This is a genomic window from Corynebacterium sp. HMSC08C04 (genome assembly GCF_001807495.1).
GTDB classification, from domain to species: Bacteria; Actinomycetota; Actinomycetes; order Mycobacteriales; family Mycobacteriaceae; genus Corynebacterium; species Corynebacterium simulans.
On sequence record NZ_KV789208.1, the window covers coordinates 21,352 to 42,472 of the forward strand.

Below are 21,121 nucleotides of genomic sequence, written 5' to 3' on the forward strand. Positions count from 1 at the left end.
CTCAGAGTGCACGGTCATCACGGTAGCGTTAATGGTTGCTTTCCGTTCCATACAGTATATATTGCGCTGTTGTGCGCCTGAGCTAGCACCTTAAGGTTAGTGCGAAGTGCCGCCAATTCAGCTTGTTATCGTCGCGCCAACCCAAAATGGACGATGGGCCATGGCAAAGTGGACGCGATGAACAAAAACACCAGCCCTCAAACGCGGTCGGCTTCCCGTTCGCGCGCGCAAGTGCGCGGGCGCGGTGGCGCCGGCTCATCCAAACCAGCTGCACGCGTGGCCAACAAGGTTGGCTCCCAGGCGCGCGCCCGTCGAGCTACCGCGCCTACCACTTTGGCCGGGCGCATCCGCCGAATGCTGTGGACGGTGGCAATCCCTAACGCCGTCGTGGTGTTGGTAGTGCTTGCAGTGGCATTGGCGGCGCTGCTTTTAACAAGCTCGCCTTTGGCATGGCTGCCCACGATCGTTGCCGAAGCGTGGATGGTGTTTAACCTCGCGCCGATTTCGGCAGGCGGAATTGAGCTTTCCGTTTTACCGCTGCTGCCCGCAGGAATCTTATCCTTAATTGTCGGGCGCCGGATCCGTCAGGCGATCAAGCATAAGGTCAGCATCAAAGATCTTTTGGTCCTCTTAGGCTGTGTTGTCGGTGTGCCGTTGCTTCTCACGATCATCGCGTGGCTGATGTTGTGGGACGCCGGCAAGGTATTTGACGTCTCGCCGCCTAATTTCTTCGTGGTCTTGCCGCGCATGCTTCTGCTACATCTGTCGGCGCTGGCCGGTGGCATGGGTTCGCGCTTGTGGAAGGCATTGGCCAAACGTTTCGGTATGCCGCGCATGCTTGTCGACGCCGCGCAAGTAGCGCTGCGTTACCTCGGTGTGCTTTTTGCTGCCTCGGCAGTAGTGTGCCTCATCGTCGCCATTGTGGGCTGGTCCCGTCAGAGCGAGATGATGAATGCGTACCCGAGCATCGATGGCTTGGGTGGATTCCTGCTCTACCTGATTAGCGCTCTGTATATCCCAAACGCAGTTATCGGCACAGGCGGCATTCTGTCTGGTTCTGAATTCCAGTTCGGCCCGGAAAGCAGCATCAGCCTGTTTAGCATCCACATGGTTTCCTTGCCGCCGCTGCCAATCGTGGGCGTAGTTCCTTCTTCCATTGCGCCTTGGGCGGTGGGCCTTCTCGTTGTTCCGATCGCCTCGGCCATCTATGTGGTCTGGCGCGCACGCCGCCACGTGAACTTTTTCTTTGCGGTCGCTGCGAGCGCCTTTGTTGCTTTCTTTACCTTGCTTTTGAGCTACTTTGTTTCCGGCGTGCTTGGCATCTATGGCGCAACGGGCCTAAACGTGTGGACTGCAACGGGTCTCGTGGCGTTATGGTTTGCGGCAATCGCATTGGGCTTTGCCTGTGCCTTCGCAATCGGCGCCTGGCATGCATCCCGCAACGCCTCGGCAGCAGCCGCCGCAGAATCCGACAAGGCTGAGGAAGCTGCGGCGGACGCTGCATTTGCAGAAGCCGAAGCAGAAGAAGCTGAAGTGGAAGACGCTGAAGCTGAAGAAACTGCGCCAAACACTTCCGAAGGTGCCGTGGCGGAATCGATTAAACCGGATGCTGCAAGTGAAAATGCCACGGGTGAGGAATCGGCCGAAGAGGAGCCTGTGCCGGAAGAACCAATGGGTGCCCCTGAAGGGGAGTCGGTTGCAGACGCTCCAGAAGATGATGAGGCTGATGAAACAGCTGTAGAAAAGGCAAACGAATCGGCCGAAGAAGCAGCCGAAGAAGCAGCGGAAGAAACGGCAAAGTCCGCCGATTCTGGGGTAGAAGCGGAAGTCATCGACGGCGAAATTGTCGAAGAATTCCCGCAGGAGCCTCACAAGGACTAGGCTTATGTCCCGTGACTTCACAGCATCAGCCACAAGGCGAAACCGTCCGCACCTCCCGTCCGATTGAAATCGTCGTTCTGGTCTCCGGAACCGGCTCACTCCTGCAAGCCATCATCGATGCGCAGGATGAGAACTATCGTGTGGTCAAGGTCGTCGCTGACGTTCCTTGTCAGGGGGTAGAGCGCGCGAAAGCCGCTGGTATTGAAGCAGAAGTATTAGAGATGGGTGCAGACCGCGCCGAATGGAATAAACGTCTGGTTGCCGCAGTAGAAGCTGCGCAACCAGACGTTGTTGTTTCGGCTGGTTTCATGAAGATTCTGGGCGCAGATTTCCTCGCCCGCTTCGAAGGCCGCACCATCAATACTCACCCGGCTTTGCTTCCGTCCTTCAAGGGCGCACACGGTGTACGTGACGCGCTCGAGTACGGAGTGAAGGTCACAGGTTCAACCGTCCACTTTGTTGATGCCGGTGTAGATACCGGTCGCATCATTGCCCAGGAGCCAGTCTTGGTTCGGCAGGATGATGATGAGGCTTCGCTGCACGAGCGCATCAAGGTGGTCGAGCGCCAACTCATCGTTAAAGTCTTGCGCGCCGTTCAGGTAGCGCAGGATGCCAACGCAACCATTTCGATTCAGCTCTAAGACTTTTAGGAAGGCTTTCTCCGCACCATGAGCGATGACCGTAAGCAGATCAAGCGCGCGCTGATTAGCGTCTATGACAAGACTGGGCTCGAGGATCTCGCCCGCTCCCTCGACGCTGCCGGCGTTGAGATTGTGTCCACCGGTTCCACCGCCGCCAAGATTGCAGACCTTGGCATCAACGTCACCCCAGTGGAAAAGCTCACTGGCTTCCCGGAGTGCCTCGAAGGCCGCGTGAAGACCCTGCACCCGAAGGTTCACGCTGGCATCTTGGCGGATACCCGCAAGTCGGATCACCTCTCTCAGCTAGAAGAGCTCGGTGTGGAGGCATTCCAGCTGGTCGTGGTGAACCTGTACCCATTCCGTGAGACCGTTGCTTCCGGCGCTGACTTCGATGGCTGTGTTGAGCAGATCGATATCGGAGGTCCATCCATGGTCCGCGCTGCGGCTAAGAACCACCCATCCGTTGCCATCGTCGTTGATCCGGCGCGTTACGGCGACGTCGCAGAGGCTGCAAAGAAGGGCGGCTTCACCTTGGAGGAGCGTCGCGGCCTGGCACGCGATGCATTCCTGCACACTGCTGACTACGACGCGGCTGTCTCCGCATGGTTCGTGGACCAGCTCACCGAGGGCGGCGCCACCACGACGCTGCGCTACGGCGAGAACTCACACCAAAAGGCCACCGTTACCCGCGATGGCTCCGGCAAGGGCCTGGCTAACGCGCAGCAGCTGAACGGCAAGGAGATGTCCTACAACAACTACCAGGACGCTGACGCCGCGTGGCGCGCCGCCTGGGATCACGAGCGTCCGTGCGTTGCCATCATCAAGCACGCCAACCCGTGCGGTATCGCCGTTTCCGATGAATCCATCGCTGCGGCACACCGCGCCGCGCATGCGTGCGACCCGCTCTCCGCATTCGGCGGCGTCATCGCCGTCAACCGCGAGGTCAGCGTCGAGATGGCCAAGCAGGTCAAGGACATCTTCACCGAGGTCATCGTCGCTCCGTCTTACGAGGATGGCGCGGTGGATATCCTCAAGGAGAAGAAGAACCTCCGCATCCTCGTTGCCGAGCACGAGGCTCCGGCAGAGGAAATCAAGCACATCTCCGGTGGCGTCCTGCGCCAGGAGCCGGATACTTACCAGGCCGAGGGCGATAAGCCGGAGAACTGGCAGCTGGTTGCTGGTAACGCGCTTTCCGACGCCGACCTAGCTGAGCTCGAGTTCGCATGGCGCGCAGTGCGCTCCGTTAAGTCCAACGCCATCCTGCTGACCAAGGACAACGCCGCTGTGGGCGTGGGCATGGGCCAGGTCAACCGCGTTGACTCCGCGAAGCTGGCGGTCGAGCGCGCTAACACGCTTGCCGACGGCGCGAACCGCACCGCGGGTGCTTTCGCTGCTTCGGATGCCTTCTTCCCGTTTGCTGATGGCCTGGAGGTTCTGCTCGACGCTGGCGTCAAGGCCGTCGTCCAGCCGGGCGGCTCCATTCGTGACGAAGAGGTCATCGAGGCTGCCAAGCAGGCCGGCGTGACCATGTACTTCACTGGCACTCGCCACTTCTTCCACTAATTCGCTTAAGGGGGGCCTGGCAACTAATGGTTGCTGGGCCCCTTTAGACGTTTTCGGATGGAACGTCGCTCATGGTCGTTGGCGCAGTTGAGGCTGGCGTCGAGGTTGGTGTTGACACCGTGTCTGCTGGGGCGTTTGGAATGTCTTTTGGCAGCAGGAAATATGCCGCGGCGCCTAAGACAATGGCGAGGAAGAGGAAGGCGGCAATCAGACCGATGATTGCGCCGCTAATCAATCCTTTGCCGTTGTGCGCTGGCATTTGCGCGCCGAAGTTATTAGGTTGCGTAGCCGATGCCGGGGGCGCGGGGTTCGTACCGGGGGCAAAAGATCCGGAACCAAATTGTGGCGATGATTGTGACGCAGAAAACTGCGGGGAGCCAAACTGGGGCGATGAATTAGGGCGCGAGTTATTAGGCTGTGAGCCAAAACCTGGATAGTTCGTCATAGGGAATTCTAAAACGGCCTTTCCTCAACAAAGACGGTGGCGAATCACATAAGCAGTGATAGCAATAGTGACAATGTAACCGAAGTTGTGGCTACTTCGCCTACTGCCAAGGAAATTTCCCCAGATCCGCCTACTTTGGGTGAGTTCTGCACAAAAATTAGCTGGTCGAAGGGCACGCGTGTGCCATAATCAGAAATCTAAGTAATTACCATATCCCTGCATATAGGAGACGTTTTGTCTGGCGAAAACAACGGCTTTGGCCCCTACCAAGGCGCAAACGAAGCACCCAATACCAACCCTTGGGCAAAACAGTCAGGCGGGCAGAACGCGGCGGATCAACCACAACAGCAATTCCCGCAAGGTTACTCACAGCAGGGGTACCCGCCGCAGGACTATGGGCAATACGAGCAGTCCAACATGGGTTCACCATTTGCTGGTGACTCCGCGCCGTACTATGCGCAAGGCGAATACGGTCAGCAGTATGGTCCTGCGGATTACAGCCAGGCGGCGCCGGTGTACCAAGAAAAGCGATCGAGCGGTACGAAGTGGGCAATCATTGCTCTTATTGTGCTTGCCGTCATCGCGCTCTGCGCTGCTTTGGCATTTTTCCTTCTTAAGGGCGGCAGCGATGAGAAGAACACCAGCCCGATGCTGACAACCTCTACAGAAGCAACCACCGAGGCGCCAACAACCGAAGAAACGACCAAGGCTCCGGAACGCCCAGCGTATCCCTCGCTGCCTGCCGGTGCGGTGGCCGCAAACGATGCAGCTATGTCTGGTGCTGCGGGCGGAGACCTGAACAACGTCTACCGTGATTCCACGATGACCTCTCCTGAGTTCGCCCGCGCCGTCCGCGATGCATATGTAGAGCATTTCCTAGATACCAAGGAATATAACGCGGTTATAACCGCATATAGCCCGGTTACTGGCATCAACTACACGATGGATTGCCGTGACAACGGCGAATATGTCACCTGCACTGGCGGCAACAACGCCATTGTTTACATCGTTTAATCGGCTCCGGCAGCGAGAGAGGAACCAACTAGATGAAGAAAAAGAACCTGTGCGGTCTGGGCCTACTATGCGTGGCTTTGGCCGCAAGCGCCTGCACGATCGGTGATGTGGAGGAAAGAGCGGAAGTTAGCATGACTACCAGCACGGATGTGGACCCGCGCCCCACTTTGAGCGGACAGACGATGGTGCCCGATGCGGATGCTAAAGGCGATGGTGGAAAGTCTGACAAGGAACCGGCTCCTGCTGCAGCGAGAGGGAACGTCCAGGAAGCACTGCAGAAGATCGTCGAAGACGTTCAGAGCAAGTACGGCGGGAAAGCCGGAATCGCCGTTGCAGGTCAGGATGAGGTATATAGTGCCGGTATTTCTGAGCCGCGAGCCGCATGGTCTACCGCGAAGGTGCCGGTGGCAATTGCCGCGGAACGCGCTGGTTCTGCAGAACCAGCGATGGTCTCGCAGGCCATTACTTTTTCAGATAATGCGGCCGCAGAAAATCTCTGGCAATCCCTAGGCGGCGGGCAGTCTGCAGCTAGCGCCGCCAGCGCAGTTCTAGCGGAAGCAGGCTTAGACGTGCAAGTGCAGCCCACGGTTACCCGTCCGGGCTTTTCCGCCTTCGGGCAGACCCAATGGACAGTCGCTGATCAAGCGCGCTTTATAGGGCAGTTGGGTTGTATCGCACAGGGCAGCGGAGTGCTCACTGCTATGGCTGCCTCTGATCCTGCCCAAAGCTATGGCTTAGGCAGCCTCGATAATTCATCTTTTAAGGGCGGTTGGGGCCCAGATACAAACGGCGCCTATGAAGCACGGCAGATGGGCACGGTAGAGCTCAACGGTAAGAAGGTTGCGGTGGCTATTTACGCGACGTCGCCAAGCGGTGCCTATGGCTCGGCACAACAAATGCTCAGCGCCTTGGCCACCGAACTCGCGGGTGCGAAGGTCCAGTGGCCCAAGGCCGCTTGCTAGTTGGCGCTCCAGACGGTGCTGAACTGGCCGGTGTCTAGCTTGCTCGAGTCATAAGAGGTGCTGTCTGGGATGATTGTGAACTCGCTGCCATTAATCAGCAGCTGGCTGACATCGTTGAAGGTAGCGGTGTACGAAGTGCCGCTACCTGAGGCAGTGCCAACGGCCGGGCCGCTGGACCAATTGCCGCGGTAGACCAAGCCGGAGCCTTCGTCACAGATGACGACGTGCGCCTGTGGCGCGGACTTCTTGGCCGCGTACACGGCCTCGCCGCCGTTGCACTGCGCGCCGGAGATTCCGTCCCAGCCATTGGCGCTAAGCCCTGCCGGATAGTCCTTGCGCTGCGTAGTGGTGTGGGTTTGCTGGCGCGGCTGCTGCCTTTGCTGATAGCGCGGCGAATTATTCTGCGCCGGGGAAGAAGAATCCTGGGTAGGCGTAGGATCAGACTCGGTTTCTTCCGTGGTCGTGACGGGTTCTTCCGAAACCTCCGTCGACGGCGGTGCCGGAGCGACAGGTGGCTGCTGAGCCTCGTCGCTCTTCTTATCCGCCCAGACCACGCCGCCGCCAATCAGCATGGCCAGGATGACTGCCAAGATGCACAGGATCGGAACCCAGTTTCGCGAGGGCCGCGCGGCGGGCGCTGTAAATCCCATCGGCTGCGTCGACTGGTAGCGGCCATTTGGGTCGGTATAGGGATTCTGCTCGCCAAATGGGGATTGCGACTGCGCGCCCGAGTACATATTCGTGGGCAGCGAAGGGTAGTGATTTGGGCCTTGGTTAGGGTTGGTCATTGCATCCTTCGGCAAAGAAATCGGCGATAGGAAATAAATACAGGCAGCAACTTAAAAGTTTCCGAGTAATTACAAATAGTAGCTGCCTTCTACGAGCGGTTATGCTACCCCACAAGCGGGGTAGATAGGGCGATTCTTAGAACCTGCATCTACATCGGGTGTGGTGAAATATACGCGTGAATGATTCCCGTGTAGTTATGTGGCTGGAGCGCCAAGGATATGCAAACGTCCGGCGCATCGGTGGCGGCGGCATGGGAACCGTCTTCGCGGCCACCGATGTCGATCTAGGGCGCAACGTTGCAATCAAGACGGTGTTGCCGGAGCTACACAACGAAGAAGGGCTCAAGCGCTTCCATAATGAAATGAAGGCGCTGGCGGCCATCCATAGCTCCTATGTCACGCACATAAATAAGAAGCTGGCCGACACCGAGGGCAATCTCGGCTTTGAGATGGAGCTTTTCGAAGGCGGCACGTTGGAAGAGCTCATCCGTGAACGTCGCCATAGTAACGAGCGGGTTTTAGCATCAGCGACGTCGTCGAGTACTTGCGCCCCGTGGCCAAAGCACTGGACCAGATGCATTCGATGCGCCCGGATGGGTGGATTCACAGGGATGTAAAACCGGCCAATATCTTGCTACGCCGCCGGCCCACCGACAGTGGTTATAGCGTTCTGAGCGACTTTGGAATCGCTATCTCGGAGGGGCAGTCGCGTTTAACCGCCGTAGGCAACGTAATCGGAACTGAAAACTACTCTTCACCAGAGAGCAATTCGCGTGATTACAGCGGCCAGGAAGCATCCTTTTCAGGTGATAACTATGCGCTAGCACTCATCGCGTTTGAGATGCTGACCATGTATCACCTCAAAGAGGTGATGTCGGAGTCTGCCTGGCGCACCAAGCGCATAGTCCCGGCGATGGGCACCCCGACTATCATGGAACGGCTTGATCCACAGGCGGCAATGGCCACTCAGCAGATTGATGCAGTGATGGAACGAGCACTGGATAACACTCCTTATCGGCGTTTCCCGGAGGCCTGCCAGTTCATCGATGCACTGGAGGCGTGCAGAAACGGTGGCGCGGAACTCAACGCGCGTTCCGCAGTTCCGGAGAACCAAGCCACTAACTATCCGGCAAGTGGTCAGCTTCCCGCCATGGGCTTTGGAATGGGCAGCGCACATAACCTCGCCGGGGGAGCGCAAAACTGGAGCAATCCTTCGATAGCTGCGGTGCCTTCTTATGGCGGGCTTAGCAATGCGCCCTTCAACCCAGGAATCAACCCGGGTGCGTCCATGCCTTCAGCAAGGCCAATGCAGCAATCGCCGCAGCAGGTACAGTCTGCTCGGCCGGCGCAGCCTGCGCGGCCGCAGAAGGACAACAACAATGCTTTGATGATTGCGGCGACGATTCTTATCATCATCACGATTGCGATCACTACAATTGCGCTAGTAACTGGCTAACTTTCACGCTTCTAGGTATTAGTATGGACTTTCGGAATAAACCTATCCATCTATCCTCAATTTCGAAAGCGTCTCATCTATGCAGCCCAACGCCAGCTCGCCGGCAAACCTTGGACCGTGGCTCCAGATCAATGACTTGGTCGGGCAAATCCACCGGATGGGCCCGGGCGACGAGCTCATAGTAGGCCGTGCTGGTGACTTTGTAGTAGGCGCAGAGGACTTGGACCTGCACCGTCAGCTATTCCAGCTGTGGTACTCCGGCCAAGGCTGGATGCTCGCCAACGTGGGCCGCCATATTCCGCTTTATATCAGCCAGCGCAATGTGCGCTCCCATTCGCGCATCGAGGTAGGGCCGCGCGGCTTGGCACCCATCCCACCGGGGCCGACCGCTATCACTTTCACCACGCCTGATTGCGTGTACGAGATTCACATCGACGTTCAAAACAACGACATGATTCGCCGCACCCCGCGCCCGCTGGATGAGGAGGGGGACCGCACGCGCACTCGCCACGTCCCGAATGACGAGCAGGAGCTACTGCTGCGCCAACTGGCTAGCTACCTCCGTGCGCCGGGTGCCACGGATGCTAATATCCCGGCGATTCGAGAGCTGGCGCAGGCGCTTGGCTGGACCGAGAAGAAGACCAACCAGAAGATCGATCGCCTGATTGAAAGCCTTAAGGAAGACGGCGAAGCGGTGTATAAGCCTCATAAAAATTGCTTGGCTCACTTTGCCGTTCAGCGCTATCGTTAAGGTCTAGGAAGACCTAGCGCACCTAGCACATAGAGCATTTCTCGTATCGACACAGAAAAGAAGGCGCACACTATGACTTATCCGTATCCACAACAAAAAGATAAGTCCGGCGTGGTGCCTATCGTCGTCGGAATCGTCATTCTCGTCGCAATCGTGGCAGCCGCCGCTGCATTCTTCTTGCTTGGGCGGGGCGGTGAGAAAACTGAGCAGACTGCGCAGCAGGAATTCAAGCCGGTGGAATCGACCACCACCTCGACAGCCAGCACCACTTCCGCAGCGCCTAGCACTAAAGAAAGCCCAAGCCAGTCCGTAGTAACCGTGACGGAAACAGCGCCTAACCCGGAAGAGCATTACGACCACGGGCGCGATAAGTCCACCGTCAGCGGTGGTATTTTGAGCGACCGCGGTTGGTCCGGCAGCTATGCATCGTGCACCGCGGGCGAGGACCTCATCCTCGCTGGCACCAGCGATGACGGCAAGGTTGTCGTCTGCGGCAACGCCGGCGGTGCTACCTACCGCTCCGATATGTTCGGCGGCACCTTGGAGCTGCCTGCCGAAGGTCACGAAGGCACCTACCAGGTTGATGCCGATCCTTCGTCCATCGTGGTCAATGCCGATGGTCTGCGCGTCTACCAAGACAACGCGACCGTAGAAAGCGTCACCTGGAACGACTATTGGCAGCGATAGGTGTTTGCTTGGCAGCACCGCGCTGCACACACTAATTAATTGCTGGACTTCTTCTTACGATCCGCGGCAGCAGCGGCGGCAGAGGAGATGGAGTCGTGGCGGTTCTTGAGCAGCTCAAGAGTGGTCTCTTCCGCGTTGTCCGGAATCTTTGCGCCGAGAACGGCTAGCGCGGCGTCGGCAAGCATGGCGGCGGTCTCCGGAACGCACTGGGAAGCGTCGAAAGGCGGGGTGCCATCGTTCGGGCGCATCTCAATGACCGAAAGCGCGATGTGGAACGGAAGCTCGATGCGGGGGTCATCCTCGCCGACGATTGAGGCGGCAATTTCGCGGAAACGAGACTGCAAAGCAGTGCGCTGTTCGTGGTACTCGGAGAACTCGGGGGAGTTAGCCACCGGCAACTGGTAGAGGCGGCCAACGTTCCAGCCGCTGGTTAGCAACAGGCGGGACTCCGCCGCGACGAGGGACCATAGGCGCTGCTCAGCCGTGGCTTCGGAGGCAGCAAGTTCCTCGGCGAGCTCGAGGGAAGGTTCGATGGTGGAGTTAAGGAGGGTTAAGAAGATCTCCGTCTTGGAGGGGAAATGATAATACAGAGACGCCTGGCGAATGCCCACGGCATCCGCAATCTGGTGCGTCGAAGTGGTGGCAAAACCCTGCGTGGTGAAAAGCTCTGATGAAGCGTCGAGAATCTCTTCACGGGCGGTAGTTCCACGGCGGCGCGGGCTGTTCTTGCGCGGCCTACCAACAGTTCCAGCCATGGGCAGGACGCCTCCTTTCGTGTGAATGAATTTTAATTCATTAAGCCAGTTAAGTGTACTCGTTTATATTCGCAGCAACTAATTAATTGTCCTGCGTGGAGCAGTCTTTCTGACGTTTATCAATGGACTCAAAGTTTGCGGATACCGTGCGGCAGGCGGAGCCATAAGCGGTGCGGTCGAGGGGTGGGAGAGTAGCAAGGACACCATCGCGTCCGTTGACGCCGGCGTGCCACTGGCGCAACTCCAACGCGATGCCGGTGCCCCAGGCAAGGGATAAGGCTTCGGCTTCGGCGGCGTCGAGAAGCTCACGCTCAACGCCGATCGCGAGGCGATCCGGAGTAGGACGTGGCGCCGGCGCGGCCCAACGGGCAATGGCGGCGATGGGGGCGAGCAGGACACCCTGGATATCCACGGGCGCATTGCGATCCGGCAAGCCGTCGACCACCTTGAGCGCTGGCGGGCGCAAATCCAGTGCTTCCTTCAGCAGCGCATCTTCGCTGCCGACGCCCAGCGCCAGGCCAGCGTCGGCACGGCTGGCCATGTTCTCCTCCGCAGGATGGCCAACAAGGCCCACGTCCCTAAAAATAGATTCCAGCTGCGGGTCCTCGCCCAGCCAGGTGATGGCCATGGAAGGAAGTGCGTCACCGCGGGCGACGGGGCCGGAAAGGCGCACGGGGCTGGCGACGCCGGGCGAGCGCACGATGTCAGTGATAATGCGAGAAAACCACGTGGCAAGTTCTAGCTCGTTCGCGCTGTGGTCTAGAGAATTGTGCAGGAGATCCTGCGCTTCCGCGAGTAAGCCGCGGGCAGTAGCGGGGGATTGGCAGTGTGCTGCGAGCTCACTGAGATCCGCCAAGGATTGATGCAATGGCATGCGCCTTAAAAGCCCTTTCGAGGAGAGGGAAAGTGAATATCACTAATCTATCACCAGCTCGAATCCCGCATAGGGAAGTTGTGGGTTAAGTAGCAGATAGTTATCTCGTGGCCAAGAACAAAACGCACAAAAGCCGCTTTCCATCCAATCGAAGTGATTGAAAGAAAGCGGCTTTCGAAGGTTCTTTTACCGTGTCACACTTGCCAGCGGCAAAAGTGCGCTGTTGAGAAACCCAGCTACTGATTTAGCGGGCGGTGAACGGCAGGAGAGCCATTTCGCGTGCGTTCTTCACAGCGGTAGCGACCTGGCGCTGCTGCTGTGGGGTAAGACCGGTCACGCGACGGGAACGGATCTTGCCACGGTCGGAGATGAAAAGACGCAGGGTCTTTACATCCTTGTAGTCAACCGTCTCGATACCCTCAGCCTTCAGCGGGTTCTTCTTCGGGCGACGGGTTTGTTCCATGCGGAACTTCTTTTGGTTATTGCGCTTGATAGCCATTGTGCAATTACCCCTTTACCAGCTGGACTTGCGAACGCCCGGCAGCTCACCACGGTGAGCCATGCCGCGCATACGGACACGGGACAGGCCGAACTTACGGAGGTAACCGCGTGGACGGCCGTCGGCTGCGTCGCGGTTACGGATGCGGGAACGGGATGCATCACGTGGCTGACGGTTCAGCTCGAACTGTGCGTCCAGACGATCCTCGTCCGAGGTGTTCGGGTTCTTGATGATGGCCTTGAGCTCAGCGCGACGCTCCGCGTAGCGGGCGACGATTTCCTTGCGCTGCTCGTTCTTGGCGATCTTGGACTTCTTAGCCATAGATTATCGCTCCTCGCGGAATTCGACGTGCTTGCGGACGACCGGATCGAACTTCTTCAGGGTGATGCGATCCGGGTTGTTGCGCTTGTTCTTACGGGTCACGTAGGTGTAACCGGTGCCCGCAGTGGACTTCAGCTTGATGATTGGACGGATGTCATTACGTGCCATCTTTAGATCTTCTCCCCACGTGCGCGAATTTTGGCGACGACGGACTCGATGCCATCGCGGTCAATAATCTTCATGCCCTTGGTAGAGACATTCAGGGTGATGGTACGGCCCTCGGAGGGCAGGTAGTAGCGACGACGCTGCACGTTGGGGTTCCAACGGCGCGAAGTGCGGCGGTGCGAGTGCGAGACCTGCTTGCCGAATTCCGGCTTGCGGCTCGTTACCTGGCAAATAGCCGACATGGGTCTTCTTTCTCCTAGCCGCCCACATCATGGCTACTGACGGCTATGCCTTCTGCGGTGAGGCGCAGTGCTCGAAAAGTGAGGTTGAGCATGGATGGCAAGACCGTCAAACACCAGTAGACGGGGCGTAAAACGTATACTTTGACAACAGCAAGGGGAAATCTTACAGCCCGCGGTCCAAATTACCTAATCGCCTTCCTTGTCCCAGTGCTGCAAGCTGATGCAGTGGGCTCGTGCGAACTACCTGCGCCATTTGGTCTTGTTAACGCCTGTGGCTGTTGTTAATTATGCGGGCCGATTCCTCTATATACGGAGCGTAATAGCGTGTATGTGGGTTTGGGGAACTGATGGCAAAGGTGTAACATGCTTTAAGTTGTTGACATCTCCGCCCACGGGAAGCGCAAGCTATATCCCGGAGCGATGAGGTTAACGCCATTTTAATCTGTACGTCCCAACTCGGGCACGATCTTCGACACCAATAGAGGGCTGCTTTGTAAAAAGTTCGCCGTTCTTTAAGGCTTAAGCCAGGTAGAAGAGTGAAGAACCGACCCGTAGTTTCAACCCTGAGGGAATAATTATGAAGAAGGATATCCACCCGGATTACCACCCGGTGGTCTTCAAGGACGCCGGCACTGGCCACTCGTTCTTGACCAAGTCCACTGCTACTTCCGATCGCACCGTTGAGTGGGAAGATGGCAACGAGTACCCACTGATCGTCGTTGACGTGACCGCTGAGTCCCACCCGTTCTGGACCGGTGCACAGCGCGTTATGGATACCGCAGGCCGCGTCGAACGCTTCAACCAGCGCTTCGGTGCAATGGCTCGCCGCAAGAAGAAGAACGCGTAAGGAGGATAGAAGAAAATGGCAACTCCTAAGTTCAAGATGTCCCGCGCGAACACCCGCGCACGTCGCTCCCAGTGGAAGGCAGACAACGTCGCCCTTCAGGAAGTCACCATCGACGGTCAGACCGTGCGCATCCCGCGCCGTCTGGTCAAGGCTGCAAAGCTCGGCCTGGTAGACGTGGAGCAGTTCTAATCTAGAACGCCCTACTTTTTAAAAAAGCCTGCGAGAAGCACCTTAAACAAGGCGTCTTCCTCGCAGGTTTTTTCTTTTGAATAGATCTTTTAAACAGATAAATGGCCTAAAGGCGCCGCGAGAAACGTTAGCTTGTGGCTTTGGGGGATGGAAAGGGGTTGGATTGCATGGTGGCTTCGAAAATCCACCATGAATAGTTCATAATTATGTTTATGAAAATTCTTGTCGTCGACGACGAGCAAGCGGTACGCGAATCGCTGCGTCGCTCTCTCCGGTTCAATGGTTATGAAGTCATGATTGCCAGTGACGGCCTTGAGGCGGTGGAGGCTGTCCGCAATGAAAATCCGGAGCTGTTGATCCTCGACGTCATGATGCCCAACATGGACGGCCTTGAAGTCTGCCGTACTCTTCGCAGCGAGGGTTGGGATCGCCCGATCCTGGTGCTAACTGCCCGCGATAGTGTCTCCGACCGCGTGGCTGGTCTCGATGCCGGAGCGGATGATTATCTACCGAAGCCATTTGCGCTGGAGGAGCTTTTGGCACGCGTGCGTTCTTTGCTGCGCCGCGCCGCTGCAGACTCCATTGGGGCACCGCACAGCGCGGAGACCGAGCTTTCCTTTGAGGATTTGCAGCTCGATGCGGATACCCGTGAGGTAAAGCGCGGAGACCGGCATATCTCTTTGACCCGTACCGAGTTTGCTTTGCTGCAGTTGCTGATGGAAAATCCGCGCAAGGTCATGCCGCGCAACGTGATTCTGGAAGAGGTATGGGGCTACGATTTCCCAACTTCCGGCAACGCGCTGGAGGTCTACATCGGTTACCTGCGGAAGAAGACGGAAGGTGAGGGCGAATCGCGTCTCATCCACACCGTGCGCGGCGTCGGTTATGTTCTGCGGGAGTCGACACCGTGATCTTGAGGAAGCCAGCGTCCAACGCCGAGGCTTCCGAACAGGTACAACCCACCCCTGTTAACGAGATTGCCGGCGGAAGGGGGAGTTGGGCTTCTCGGGCGCCACTACGGTGGCGTCTTTCGCTTGTTACGGGTCTGGTCGTGGCCATCGCCGTGGCGCTTATGACCTTGGCAACCTATTGGATCGTGTCTGAGTCTTTGACCGCGGCCGTCGACAAGCAGCTTGAGCAAAAAGCCGACGTGTTGATTCAGGAAAGCCAGGACCCGCGTTTTGTTGAATCTATCGATTCCGAAATCGCGAAGTTTAAGCTTTATAATCCCTCTACTCGCATCGCGATTTCTCCTCCTTCTTGGAGCTTTACCTTTGGCGATGCTATCCCGGTGGGCGGGCAGTTCCAGGAGGACGATGACTACACCGAGACTTCGGTGCGCACCGTCGGTGGCGAGCGCATCCTCGCAAAACGCCATGACTTAGGCACCACTGTGGTCTTGGCCCGGGACTTGAGCGAGACGAATGATCTCATCGCGGCCATTGGCGCAATGCTGCTCGTTATCGTTGCGCTTGGCGTTCTGCTGGCGATCTTTGCCGGCATGCTCGTTTCCAAGACTGGTATGCAGCCGATTTCGCGCCTGAAGCGTGCGGCCGATTACGTCACGCAGACCAACGATCTGCGTGCTATCGAGGTTGTCAACAATGACGAGATGGCGCAGCTTACGGTTTCCTTTAATCAGATGCTGGAAGCGCTGCAGCAATCGCGTGTGCAGCAGGCCCAGTTTGTGGCGGACGCAGGTCACGAGTTGAAGACTCCGTTGACCTCGATGCGTACCAACATTGAGTTGCTGATGATGATGAACAATTCCGGCGGTGGGTTTGGTATCAGCGAAGAAGATCGCCGCGACTTGGAAGATGACGTCATGTCACAGATGACGGAGCTTTCTACGCTCATCGGTGACTTGGTCGACTTGGCTCGTGAGGACGCCACGGAGAAGGCTCCGGAGCCGGTTGACCTTATGGAGGTGCTCGAGTCTTCGCTAGCGCGCGCTAGGCGACGCCGCCCCGACGTCGAGTTCCGGGTACGCTTTATTCCCTGGGTCCTAGAAGGCGATCCATTCGCCCTGGGCCGGGCAACGCTTAACCTGATGGACAATGCGGCGAAATGGTCGCCTGCGACCGGCACCGTGCGTGTGTTCATGCAGCAGATCAGCGAGCACGAGGTCCGTCTTCGGGTCGACGACTCTGGCCCGGGCATTCCGCCGGATGAGCGGGAGAAGGTATTCGAGCGTTTCTACCGTTCCGCAGACGCCCGTTCGATGCCGGGCTCTGGTTTGGGTCTGGCCATCGTCAAATCCGTGATTGAGCGCCACGAGGGCTCCATTGAAATTAAGGATTCGAACGATGGCGGCACGCGCATGGAGGTTATCCTGCCGGGTTACCGTGGGGAAGGCGAGACCTTCGTTGATGGCCTTTCCGATCCTTCCGCAAACGAAGAAGATGAGGCGGCAGTTGATCGCGGCACCATCTTCGCTGAGCGCTGGTTTAATCAGGGTTAATCTGCGCCGGCCTTATTGCGGCATAAAAAGGGGTTGCGTTGCAGGTCAAGACATACAGGGTTCTAACAGCTATTCTTATATGGCTAGCAGAATCGTTACAGATGCACCCCAGCCCACCGTGGCACAATTGCCCACATGAATACGAGGAACTCAAACATGAATGAGCCTGCGGATCCACGCGGCGAAAGGCCAACGTCCGAGAATCAACCCAATCTCAGCAATTCTGCCGGTTGGAATGAACCGCGCCAGAACTCCGGGGCGCAGCCTAGCTCCAGTGGCCAGGCTGGTTCCTTTGGGATGCAAGGCGCTAACTTCAACCAAGGCGCGGGCAATCCCCAATTCGTCGGCGGCCAAGCAAGCCCGCAGACCCAAAGCTTCGGCGTGGGTCAGCCCGGCCAGGCAGGGCAGTTCGGCCAACCAGGCCAGCCTAACCAGGGCATAACTTACGTGGGGGCGCAACCGAACCCGCCAGAAAAGAAGAAGGTGGGCCTGGGCACGGCTTTGGCCATGTTCCTCGTCGGCGCCGTTGCTGCGGGCAGCATTACTGGCATAGCTTTAGGAACGAAGGATAAGAACGATACGAGCACCGTGAACCAGGTTCTGCAGAATGAGCCGGTGGCTAATAGCACCGGTGAGGAACCAGCTGAGGGCTCGGTTGAGGCGACCGCTGCTAAGGTGCTGCCCGCGGTTGTTTCCATTGAGGCTTTGGGCCTTACCAGCGCTGCTGAGGGCTCTGGTTCCATCATCTCGCCGGATGGCTATGTGCTGACTAACCACCACGTGGTTGCCGGCGCTGAGCGTGGCGGCAAGTTGCGCGTCAGCATGAACGACGGCAGCAAGCACGAAGCTGAATTTATTTCTTCCGACGCAAACACCGACGTCGCGATCATCAAGATCAAGGACGTCAATGACCTGCCGTTCCTGCAATTTGGAGATTCTGACGCCGTGGCGGTTGGCCAAGAGGTCGTTGCTGTGGGCTCCCCGCTGGGGCTAAATGCCACGGTTACCTCCGGTATTGTCTCCGCGAAAAATCGCCCGGTTCGCGCATCCCAGGAGGGTGGCGAGAGCTCGCTTATCGACGCCATTCAGACCGATGCCGCAGTTAACCCTGGCAACTCCGGCGGCCCATTGGTTGATATCAACGGCAACCTGATCGGCATGAATTCCATGATTGCCTCCTTGTCGAGCTCCGGCTCGAGTGAAGCAGGCTCCATCGGCTTGGGCTTTGCAATCCCTTCCAACTTTGCGAAGCGCATGGCTGATCAGCTCATCAACAAGGGCGAGGTTAAGCACCCAACCTTGGGCGTCAAGGTGGACGCGCGCGACAGTGGCGACGGCGCACGCATCGTCGAGGTTGAGCCAGGCAGCCCAGCAGAAGAAGCAGGGCTGAAGGCAGGCGACCTCGTTACCCGCGTCAACGACCGCCGCATCGAGAACTCTGATTCCTTGATTGCCGCAGCTCGCTCGCAAGACTTCGGCGCCAAGGTCACGCTCGAGGTCAGCAATGAGGAAGGAAAAGATCCTCGCCAGGTAGAGGTAACCCTTTCGGGCGAGTAAATTATCCACTAGCAAAAATCGCCCGAATCTTTGAAGAAGAATTTTTGGTCCTATAAAGGAGCTACATTGGCAGACCATGCTGACAACGAGACCAACAACGGCATTTTCGAGGTCTCTGAGGAATCCACAGGGTCTTTGTTGGACGTCGCTGAGCCTGATGACGCCTTCCTGATCGCCAGCGAGCAGGAGCAAAACTTCAACGCACCGCGCCGCGCACTGGTGGTTGTCATCACTGACCACCCAGACGAGAACTCGGATGATACGTCCCGTTTGGTCGGCGAGCTCCTTTCTGAGGCTGAATTCCAGGTCGATGGCTCCGTGACTGTTCGTTCCAAGAAGTCGAAGATCCGTCAGGCCATTGAAACCGCAGTTGTCGGTGGCGTTGACTTGGTCCTTACCGTCGGCGGTACTGGTGTTGGCCCGCGCGATAAGGCACCTGAAGCCACACGCGCGGTCCTGGATCAGATGGTTCCCGGCATCGCGCAAGCACTGCGCTCTTCCGGCCAAGCCTGCGGCGCAGTCGATGCCTGCACCTCGCGTGGCATCTCCGGTGTTTCGGGCTCGACCGTCATCGTTAACTTGGCTTCCTCCCGCGCCGCAGTGCGCGACGGCATGGCTACGCTGGCTCCGTTAGTTCATTACCTCATCGACCAGCTGCAGAAGTACAGCGTCTAGTAGCCGGTAAGTTTCCTTCTAGTATTCATGTCTGAACCGCGTAAACGCCGCCGGGCCGTTCGTCGCTCCGCCGTGGACTATGACCGTACTGCCGATCAACCGGACTTTGTATCTGCCTTTGATAACTCGGGTCGGGAAGGCGGCGGGGACGCTCATCGCGTAGTCCAGCTCGATGAGGATGCCCCGGCCGAGCAGAAGCATGACGAAACTTTCTACAGGGAGCAGATGCCACCGCATTATGGCCAATAGGCGCGAGCGTTTCCCACCTCTAATTATTGGCCATTAGTAACGACGAACTCCGGTTGTCTTTTCTCTAAAAGACAACCGGAGTTCGGTCTTTTTGCAGGTTGTAAAGCCCTATGCCTGGTGGCGGCCGGTGCTCTCCTGGTCGAAGGAGGTACCAGCAATGTTGTGGCCTGCACCGGAAGCGTTCTGTGCTTCCATTAGGTCGCGGATCTCGGTCAGGAGCTGCTCGGTGGTCGGAGCTGGCTCTTCTGGGTCAACGCCGTGGCGGCGCTTAGCAGCTTCGGAGAGCTTGTTGATTGGCATCACGATGAGGAAGTAAACAACCGCAGCGATGATGAGGAAGTTGAGGGCAGCGGTAATAACAGCACCGAAGTCCATGAAGGTGGACTCGTTGTCGGTGATCTGGAAGCCAAGGCCCTTGACTTCTGCGGAGCCGAAGGAGTTGATCAGAGGCTGGATGAGATTGTTGGTGACGGCGGTGACGATAGCGGTGAATGCGCTACCAATGATGACTGCGACTGCCAACTCGATGACATTGCCGCGGAGGATGAAGTCCTTAAAGCCCTTCAGCATTGGGAGGGTTTCCTTTCCTAAAGCACATTGTGACCCTTGCCCCCGAGTGACTTTTCTAAGTTAGTCATGAGCCAAATGTTATGAAAATTAAAAACAGGGGCTAGTGGGGTCTTACCCTAGCGAGTTTTAGGGGATGTGACAACGTTTCTGGCTCAATCGGAAGGCTTCTGGAAGCGGCTCTACGCTAATTCATGCCGGTGGCTCGTTGTCCCACAATGACAACGGTGAGCGGTTGGCTCAGCGAAGCGGCTGCCACGGCATCAGCTTGGGAAGCAGGAAGAGCTAAAAGCACGGTGGTGGCGTGGCTTTCTTCTTCGCCGCTGGTTGTCGTAATTACTCGCCCACCTGCGGCGATGACTGAGCCAGCAGTTGTTTGGCCTTCTTCTATCTCTTCTTTGTTAGCGCCAGCGATGACGTTGACCGTATCCCCATGGTGGAGGTGGGGAAGGATGTCAGGTTCCGCTGGCTTGAGTGGAATCATGTGGGATTCCTCGCCCGAGTTTTTTCCTGTGGAGTTATTCACTAAATCGTCCACGAGCTGCGGGCCAAGCAGTCTCGTCTCGGTAAGAATTTCTCCAGCTGAACCCGCTGATACGACCACGCGGCCTTCAAGCTCCTCGAGGTTGGTATCGACTTTCGTTTCCGGCAGTGCGCTGGCCGGGATGGGCGCTAGCGTGACGTCGTCAAGCGAAAGAGCATGGCCCGCAGGAACATCGCGGGCAAAGACCACCGCCAGCGGGTGTTCCTTGCGAGCGGAAAGCATGCTGAAGCCTGCTGCAGCAACCAGCACCAATGCAACAAAGCGTCTTAACATCAGCGCCCGCCGATGCCCTGGGGTGCGCAGCATTTTCAGCAATTTATCCGCAGTCATGCTCTTTTAGACTGCGGTTGTGGGGTTATGGTTCCGCTTTTTGCTGTTTCTTATGGCTAAACCGTCTTGCTAAATGCCTGGCTCAATGTCGACGAGCCCACGCTCAGTCAGAATGACATCAACTGGGCGGTCGTGTTCTTCCTTTGGCACATCGCGGACCTCGCTGGAGTGGACCATGGCAATGACCTTGGGCTTGCCGGGAATAAGTGGAGTAAGCGCGCGGTCGTAGTAGCCAGCGCCCTTTCCGAGGCGGTAGCCGCTCTTGTCCACTGCCATCGCTGGAGCAAAGATGAAGTCGAGCTCAGCCAAGATGGAGCTGGGGAAGCGCTCGCCGGTTGGTTCTGCGATGCCGAGCGCACCGGGTTGGAGGCTCTCGGGGCCTTCGTAAAGCGCCCAGTAAAGTTGTCCATCGTCGCCAGAGATAGGCAGATATACCGCCTTACATGCCTGTGTCAGGGTGTGGACAAACTCGCTGCCGCCGGGTTCTGAACTCAGAGGGTTATAGGCTGCGACCTGCATATCGGGGCTTAGAAGTTGGGCGGCCGCGTTGCACCAGGCGGCGTCAGCAGTGGCCTTCTCCTCGGGGCTGCGGGTGCGGCGGGCATCGAGAAGCTCCGCGCGCAATTTTTGCTTTTGCTTGGCTATCTCAGTCATAGAA

27 protein-coding genes are annotated in these 21,121 nt (G+C 57.7%); 16 read left to right on the plus strand and 11 right to left on the minus strand.

Going from position 1 to position 21,121, the window contains the following annotated elements; translation table 11 throughout:
* The first annotated feature begins 177 nt into the window (after positions 1-177).
* From HMPREF3169_RS06175 to purH, 3 genes are read left to right on the plus strand one after another with little or no spacing between them, the layout of a single operon-like run.
* Positions 178-1,881, plus strand: a complete 1,704-nt coding sequence (locus HMPREF3169_RS06175; RefSeq protein ID WP_070455964.1) for a cell division protein PerM — start codon at positions 178-180, stop codon at positions 1,879-1,881.
* An 11-nt stretch (positions 1,882-1,892) separates the two neighbouring features.
* Complete coding sequence (gene purN, locus HMPREF3169_RS06180) at positions 1,893-2,522, plus strand: phosphoribosylglycinamide formyltransferase (protein WP_070455965.1); 630 nt, start codon at positions 1,893-1,895, stop codon at positions 2,520-2,522.
* Positions 2,523-2,549: 27 nt separating this feature from the next.
* Entirely contained in the window at positions 2,550-4,085 is a 1,536-nt protein-coding gene (gene purH / locus HMPREF3169_RS06185; RefSeq protein ID WP_070455966.1) for a bifunctional phosphoribosylaminoimidazolecarboxamide formyltransferase/IMP cyclohydrolase, read from the plus strand.
* A gap of 43 nt (positions 4,086-4,128) precedes the next feature.
* On the opposite strand, the gene HMPREF3169_RS06190 is transcribed toward purH, so the two are convergent.
* Entirely contained in the window at positions 4,129-4,344 is a 216-nt protein-coding gene (locus tag HMPREF3169_RS06190) for a flagellar basal body-associated FliL family protein (protein WP_070455967.1), read from the minus strand.
* Between the two features lie 420 nt (positions 4,345-4,764).
* Between HMPREF3169_RS06190 and HMPREF3169_RS13385 the strand changes: the two genes are divergently transcribed.
* Complete coding sequence (locus HMPREF3169_RS13385; protein WP_083286085.1) at positions 4,765-5,544, plus strand: hypothetical protein; 780 nt, start codon at positions 4,765-4,767, stop codon at positions 5,542-5,544.
* Between the two features lie 131 nt (positions 5,545-5,675).
* Positions 5,676-6,506, plus strand: a complete 831-nt coding sequence (locus HMPREF3169_RS06200) for a serine hydrolase (protein WP_246815608.1) — start codon at positions 5,676-5,678, stop codon at positions 6,504-6,506.
* Here the strand turns inward: HMPREF3169_RS06200 and HMPREF3169_RS06205 are convergent.
* On the minus strand, positions 6,503-7,294 hold the full coding sequence (locus HMPREF3169_RS06205) for a hypothetical protein (protein ID WP_061921259.1): 792 nt from the start codon (positions 7,292-7,294) through the stop codon (positions 6,503-6,505). The genes HMPREF3169_RS06200 and HMPREF3169_RS06205 overlap by 4 nt on opposite strands.
* A 176-nt stretch (positions 7,295-7,470) precedes the next feature.
* Between HMPREF3169_RS06205 and HMPREF3169_RS13510 the strand changes: the two genes are divergently transcribed.
* From HMPREF3169_RS13510 to HMPREF3169_RS06225, 4 genes are all read left to right on the plus strand, one after another.
* Positions 7,471-7,911 carry a protein kinase domain-containing protein gene (locus tag HMPREF3169_RS13510; protein ID WP_148132109.1) on the plus strand — a complete coding sequence of 147 codons (441 nt, stop codon included), beginning with the start codon at positions 7,471-7,473 and terminating at the stop codon, positions 7,909-7,911.
* Positions 7,848-8,750, plus strand: a complete 903-nt coding sequence (locus HMPREF3169_RS06215; RefSeq protein ID WP_168162622.1) for a serine/threonine protein kinase — start codon at positions 7,848-7,850, stop codon at positions 8,748-8,750. Before HMPREF3169_RS13510 ends, HMPREF3169_RS06215 begins: the two co-directional genes overlap by 64 nt.
* 79 nt (positions 8,751-8,829) lie before the next feature.
* Positions 8,830-9,501 carry a hypothetical protein gene (locus HMPREF3169_RS06220; RefSeq protein ID WP_070455971.1) on the plus strand — a complete coding sequence of 224 codons (672 nt, stop codon included), beginning with the start codon at positions 8,830-8,832 and terminating at the stop codon, positions 9,499-9,501.
* A 72-nt stretch (positions 9,502-9,573) separates the two neighbouring features.
* A complete protein-coding gene (locus HMPREF3169_RS06225; protein WP_070455972.1) occupies positions 9,574-10,188 on the plus strand; it encodes a hypothetical protein in 615 nt (204 codons plus the stop codon).
* Between the two features lie 35 nt (positions 10,189-10,223).
* On the opposite strand, the gene HMPREF3169_RS06230 is transcribed toward HMPREF3169_RS06225, so the two are convergent.
* The 6 genes from HMPREF3169_RS06230 to rpmB all read right to left on the minus strand — a co-directional run bounded on the left by HMPREF3169_RS06230 (position 10,224) and on the right by rpmB (position 13,044).
* Positions 10,224-10,943: a TetR/AcrR family transcriptional regulator gene (locus HMPREF3169_RS06230; protein ID WP_070455973.1), complete on the minus strand. Its 720-nt coding sequence runs from the start codon at positions 10,941-10,943 to the stop codon at positions 10,224-10,226.
* An 82-nt stretch (positions 10,944-11,025) separates the two neighbouring features.
* Entirely contained in the window at positions 11,026-11,817 is a 792-nt protein-coding gene (locus tag HMPREF3169_RS06235; RefSeq protein WP_070455974.1) for a hypothetical protein, read from the minus strand.
* A 244-nt stretch (positions 11,818-12,061) separates the two neighbouring features.
* Positions 12,062-12,310 carry a 30S ribosomal protein S18 gene (gene rpsR / locus HMPREF3169_RS06240; protein WP_034657238.1) on the minus strand — a complete coding sequence of 83 codons (249 nt, stop codon included), beginning with the start codon at positions 12,308-12,310 and terminating at the stop codon, positions 12,062-12,064.
* Positions 12,311-12,331: 21 nt separating this feature from the next.
* Positions 12,332-12,637: a 30S ribosomal protein S14 gene (gene rpsN, locus HMPREF3169_RS06245; protein WP_061921278.1), complete on the minus strand. Its 306-nt coding sequence runs from the start codon at positions 12,635-12,637 to the stop codon at positions 12,332-12,334.
* A 3-nt stretch (positions 12,638-12,640) separates the two neighbouring features.
* Entirely contained in the window at positions 12,641-12,805 is a 165-nt protein-coding gene (rpmG, locus tag HMPREF3169_RS06250; protein WP_042530058.1) for a 50S ribosomal protein L33, read from the minus strand.
* Positions 12,806-12,807: 2 nt separating this feature from the next.
* Entirely contained in the window at positions 12,808-13,044 is a 237-nt protein-coding gene (gene rpmB, locus HMPREF3169_RS06255) for a 50S ribosomal protein L28 (protein WP_070455975.1), read from the minus strand.
* Positions 13,045-13,621: 577 nt separating this feature from the next.
* On the opposite strand from rpmB, the gene HMPREF3169_RS06260 reads away from it, so the two are divergent.
* The 7 genes from HMPREF3169_RS06260 to HMPREF3169_RS12690 all read left to right on the plus strand — a co-directional run bounded on the left by HMPREF3169_RS06260 (position 13,622) and on the right by HMPREF3169_RS12690 (position 19,022).
* Positions 13,622-13,891 (plus strand): type B 50S ribosomal protein L31, encoded by a 270-nt coding sequence (locus tag HMPREF3169_RS06260; protein WP_061921281.1) that lies wholly within the window; start codon positions 13,622-13,624, stop codon positions 13,889-13,891.
* A 15-nt stretch (positions 13,892-13,906) separates the two neighbouring features.
* Complete coding sequence (gene rpmF / locus HMPREF3169_RS06265) at positions 13,907-14,080, plus strand: 50S ribosomal protein L32 (protein WP_005530148.1); 174 nt, start codon at positions 13,907-13,909, stop codon at positions 14,078-14,080.
* Between the two features lie 212 nt (positions 14,081-14,292).
* Entirely contained in the window at positions 14,293-14,991 is a 699-nt protein-coding gene (locus HMPREF3169_RS06270; RefSeq protein WP_061921493.1) for a response regulator transcription factor, read from the plus strand.
* Positions 14,988-16,541: a HAMP domain-containing sensor histidine kinase gene (locus HMPREF3169_RS06275; protein WP_070455976.1), complete on the plus strand. Its 1,554-nt coding sequence runs from the start codon at positions 14,988-14,990 to the stop codon at positions 16,539-16,541. The genes HMPREF3169_RS06270 and HMPREF3169_RS06275 overlap by 4 nt, the downstream gene beginning before the upstream one ends.
* A gap of 156 nt (positions 16,542-16,697) precedes the next feature.
* Positions 16,698-18,098: a S1C family serine protease gene (locus tag HMPREF3169_RS06280; protein WP_235591018.1), complete on the plus strand. Its 1,401-nt coding sequence runs from the start codon at positions 16,698-16,700 to the stop codon at positions 18,096-18,098.
* Between the two features lie 102 nt (positions 18,099-18,200).
* On the plus strand, positions 18,201-18,773 hold the full coding sequence (locus HMPREF3169_RS06285; protein WP_061921496.1) for a MogA/MoaB family molybdenum cofactor biosynthesis protein: 573 nt from the start codon (positions 18,201-18,203) through the stop codon (positions 18,771-18,773).
* A 27-nt stretch (positions 18,774-18,800) separates the two neighbouring features.
* On the plus strand, positions 18,801-19,022 hold the full coding sequence (locus HMPREF3169_RS12690) for a hypothetical protein (RefSeq protein ID WP_082778570.1): 222 nt from the start codon (positions 18,801-18,803) through the stop codon (positions 19,020-19,022).
* Between the two features lie 108 nt (positions 19,023-19,130).
* Here the strand turns inward: HMPREF3169_RS12690 and mscL are convergent, their stop codons facing one another.
* The 3 genes from mscL to HMPREF3169_RS06305 all read right to left on the minus strand — a co-directional run bounded on the left by mscL (position 19,131) and on the right by HMPREF3169_RS06305 (position 21,117).
* Positions 19,131-19,592 (minus strand): large-conductance mechanosensitive channel protein MscL, encoded by a 462-nt coding sequence (mscL, locus tag HMPREF3169_RS06295; RefSeq protein ID WP_061921294.1) that lies wholly within the window; start codon positions 19,590-19,592, stop codon positions 19,131-19,133.
* Positions 19,593-19,776: 184 nt separating this feature from the next.
* Positions 19,777-20,463, minus strand: coding sequence for an SAF domain-containing protein (locus HMPREF3169_RS06300; RefSeq protein ID WP_061921297.1), 687 nt, complete (start codon positions 20,461-20,463; stop codon positions 19,777-19,779).
* A gap of 69 nt (positions 20,464-20,532) precedes the next feature.
* The gene (locus HMPREF3169_RS06305; protein WP_061921300.1) at positions 20,533-21,117 is read right to left on the minus strand and encodes a 5-formyltetrahydrofolate cyclo-ligase; all 585 of its coding nucleotides are present in this window, start codon (positions 21,115-21,117) and stop codon (positions 20,533-20,535) included.
* Between the last annotated feature and the right edge of the window lie 4 nt (positions 21,118-21,121).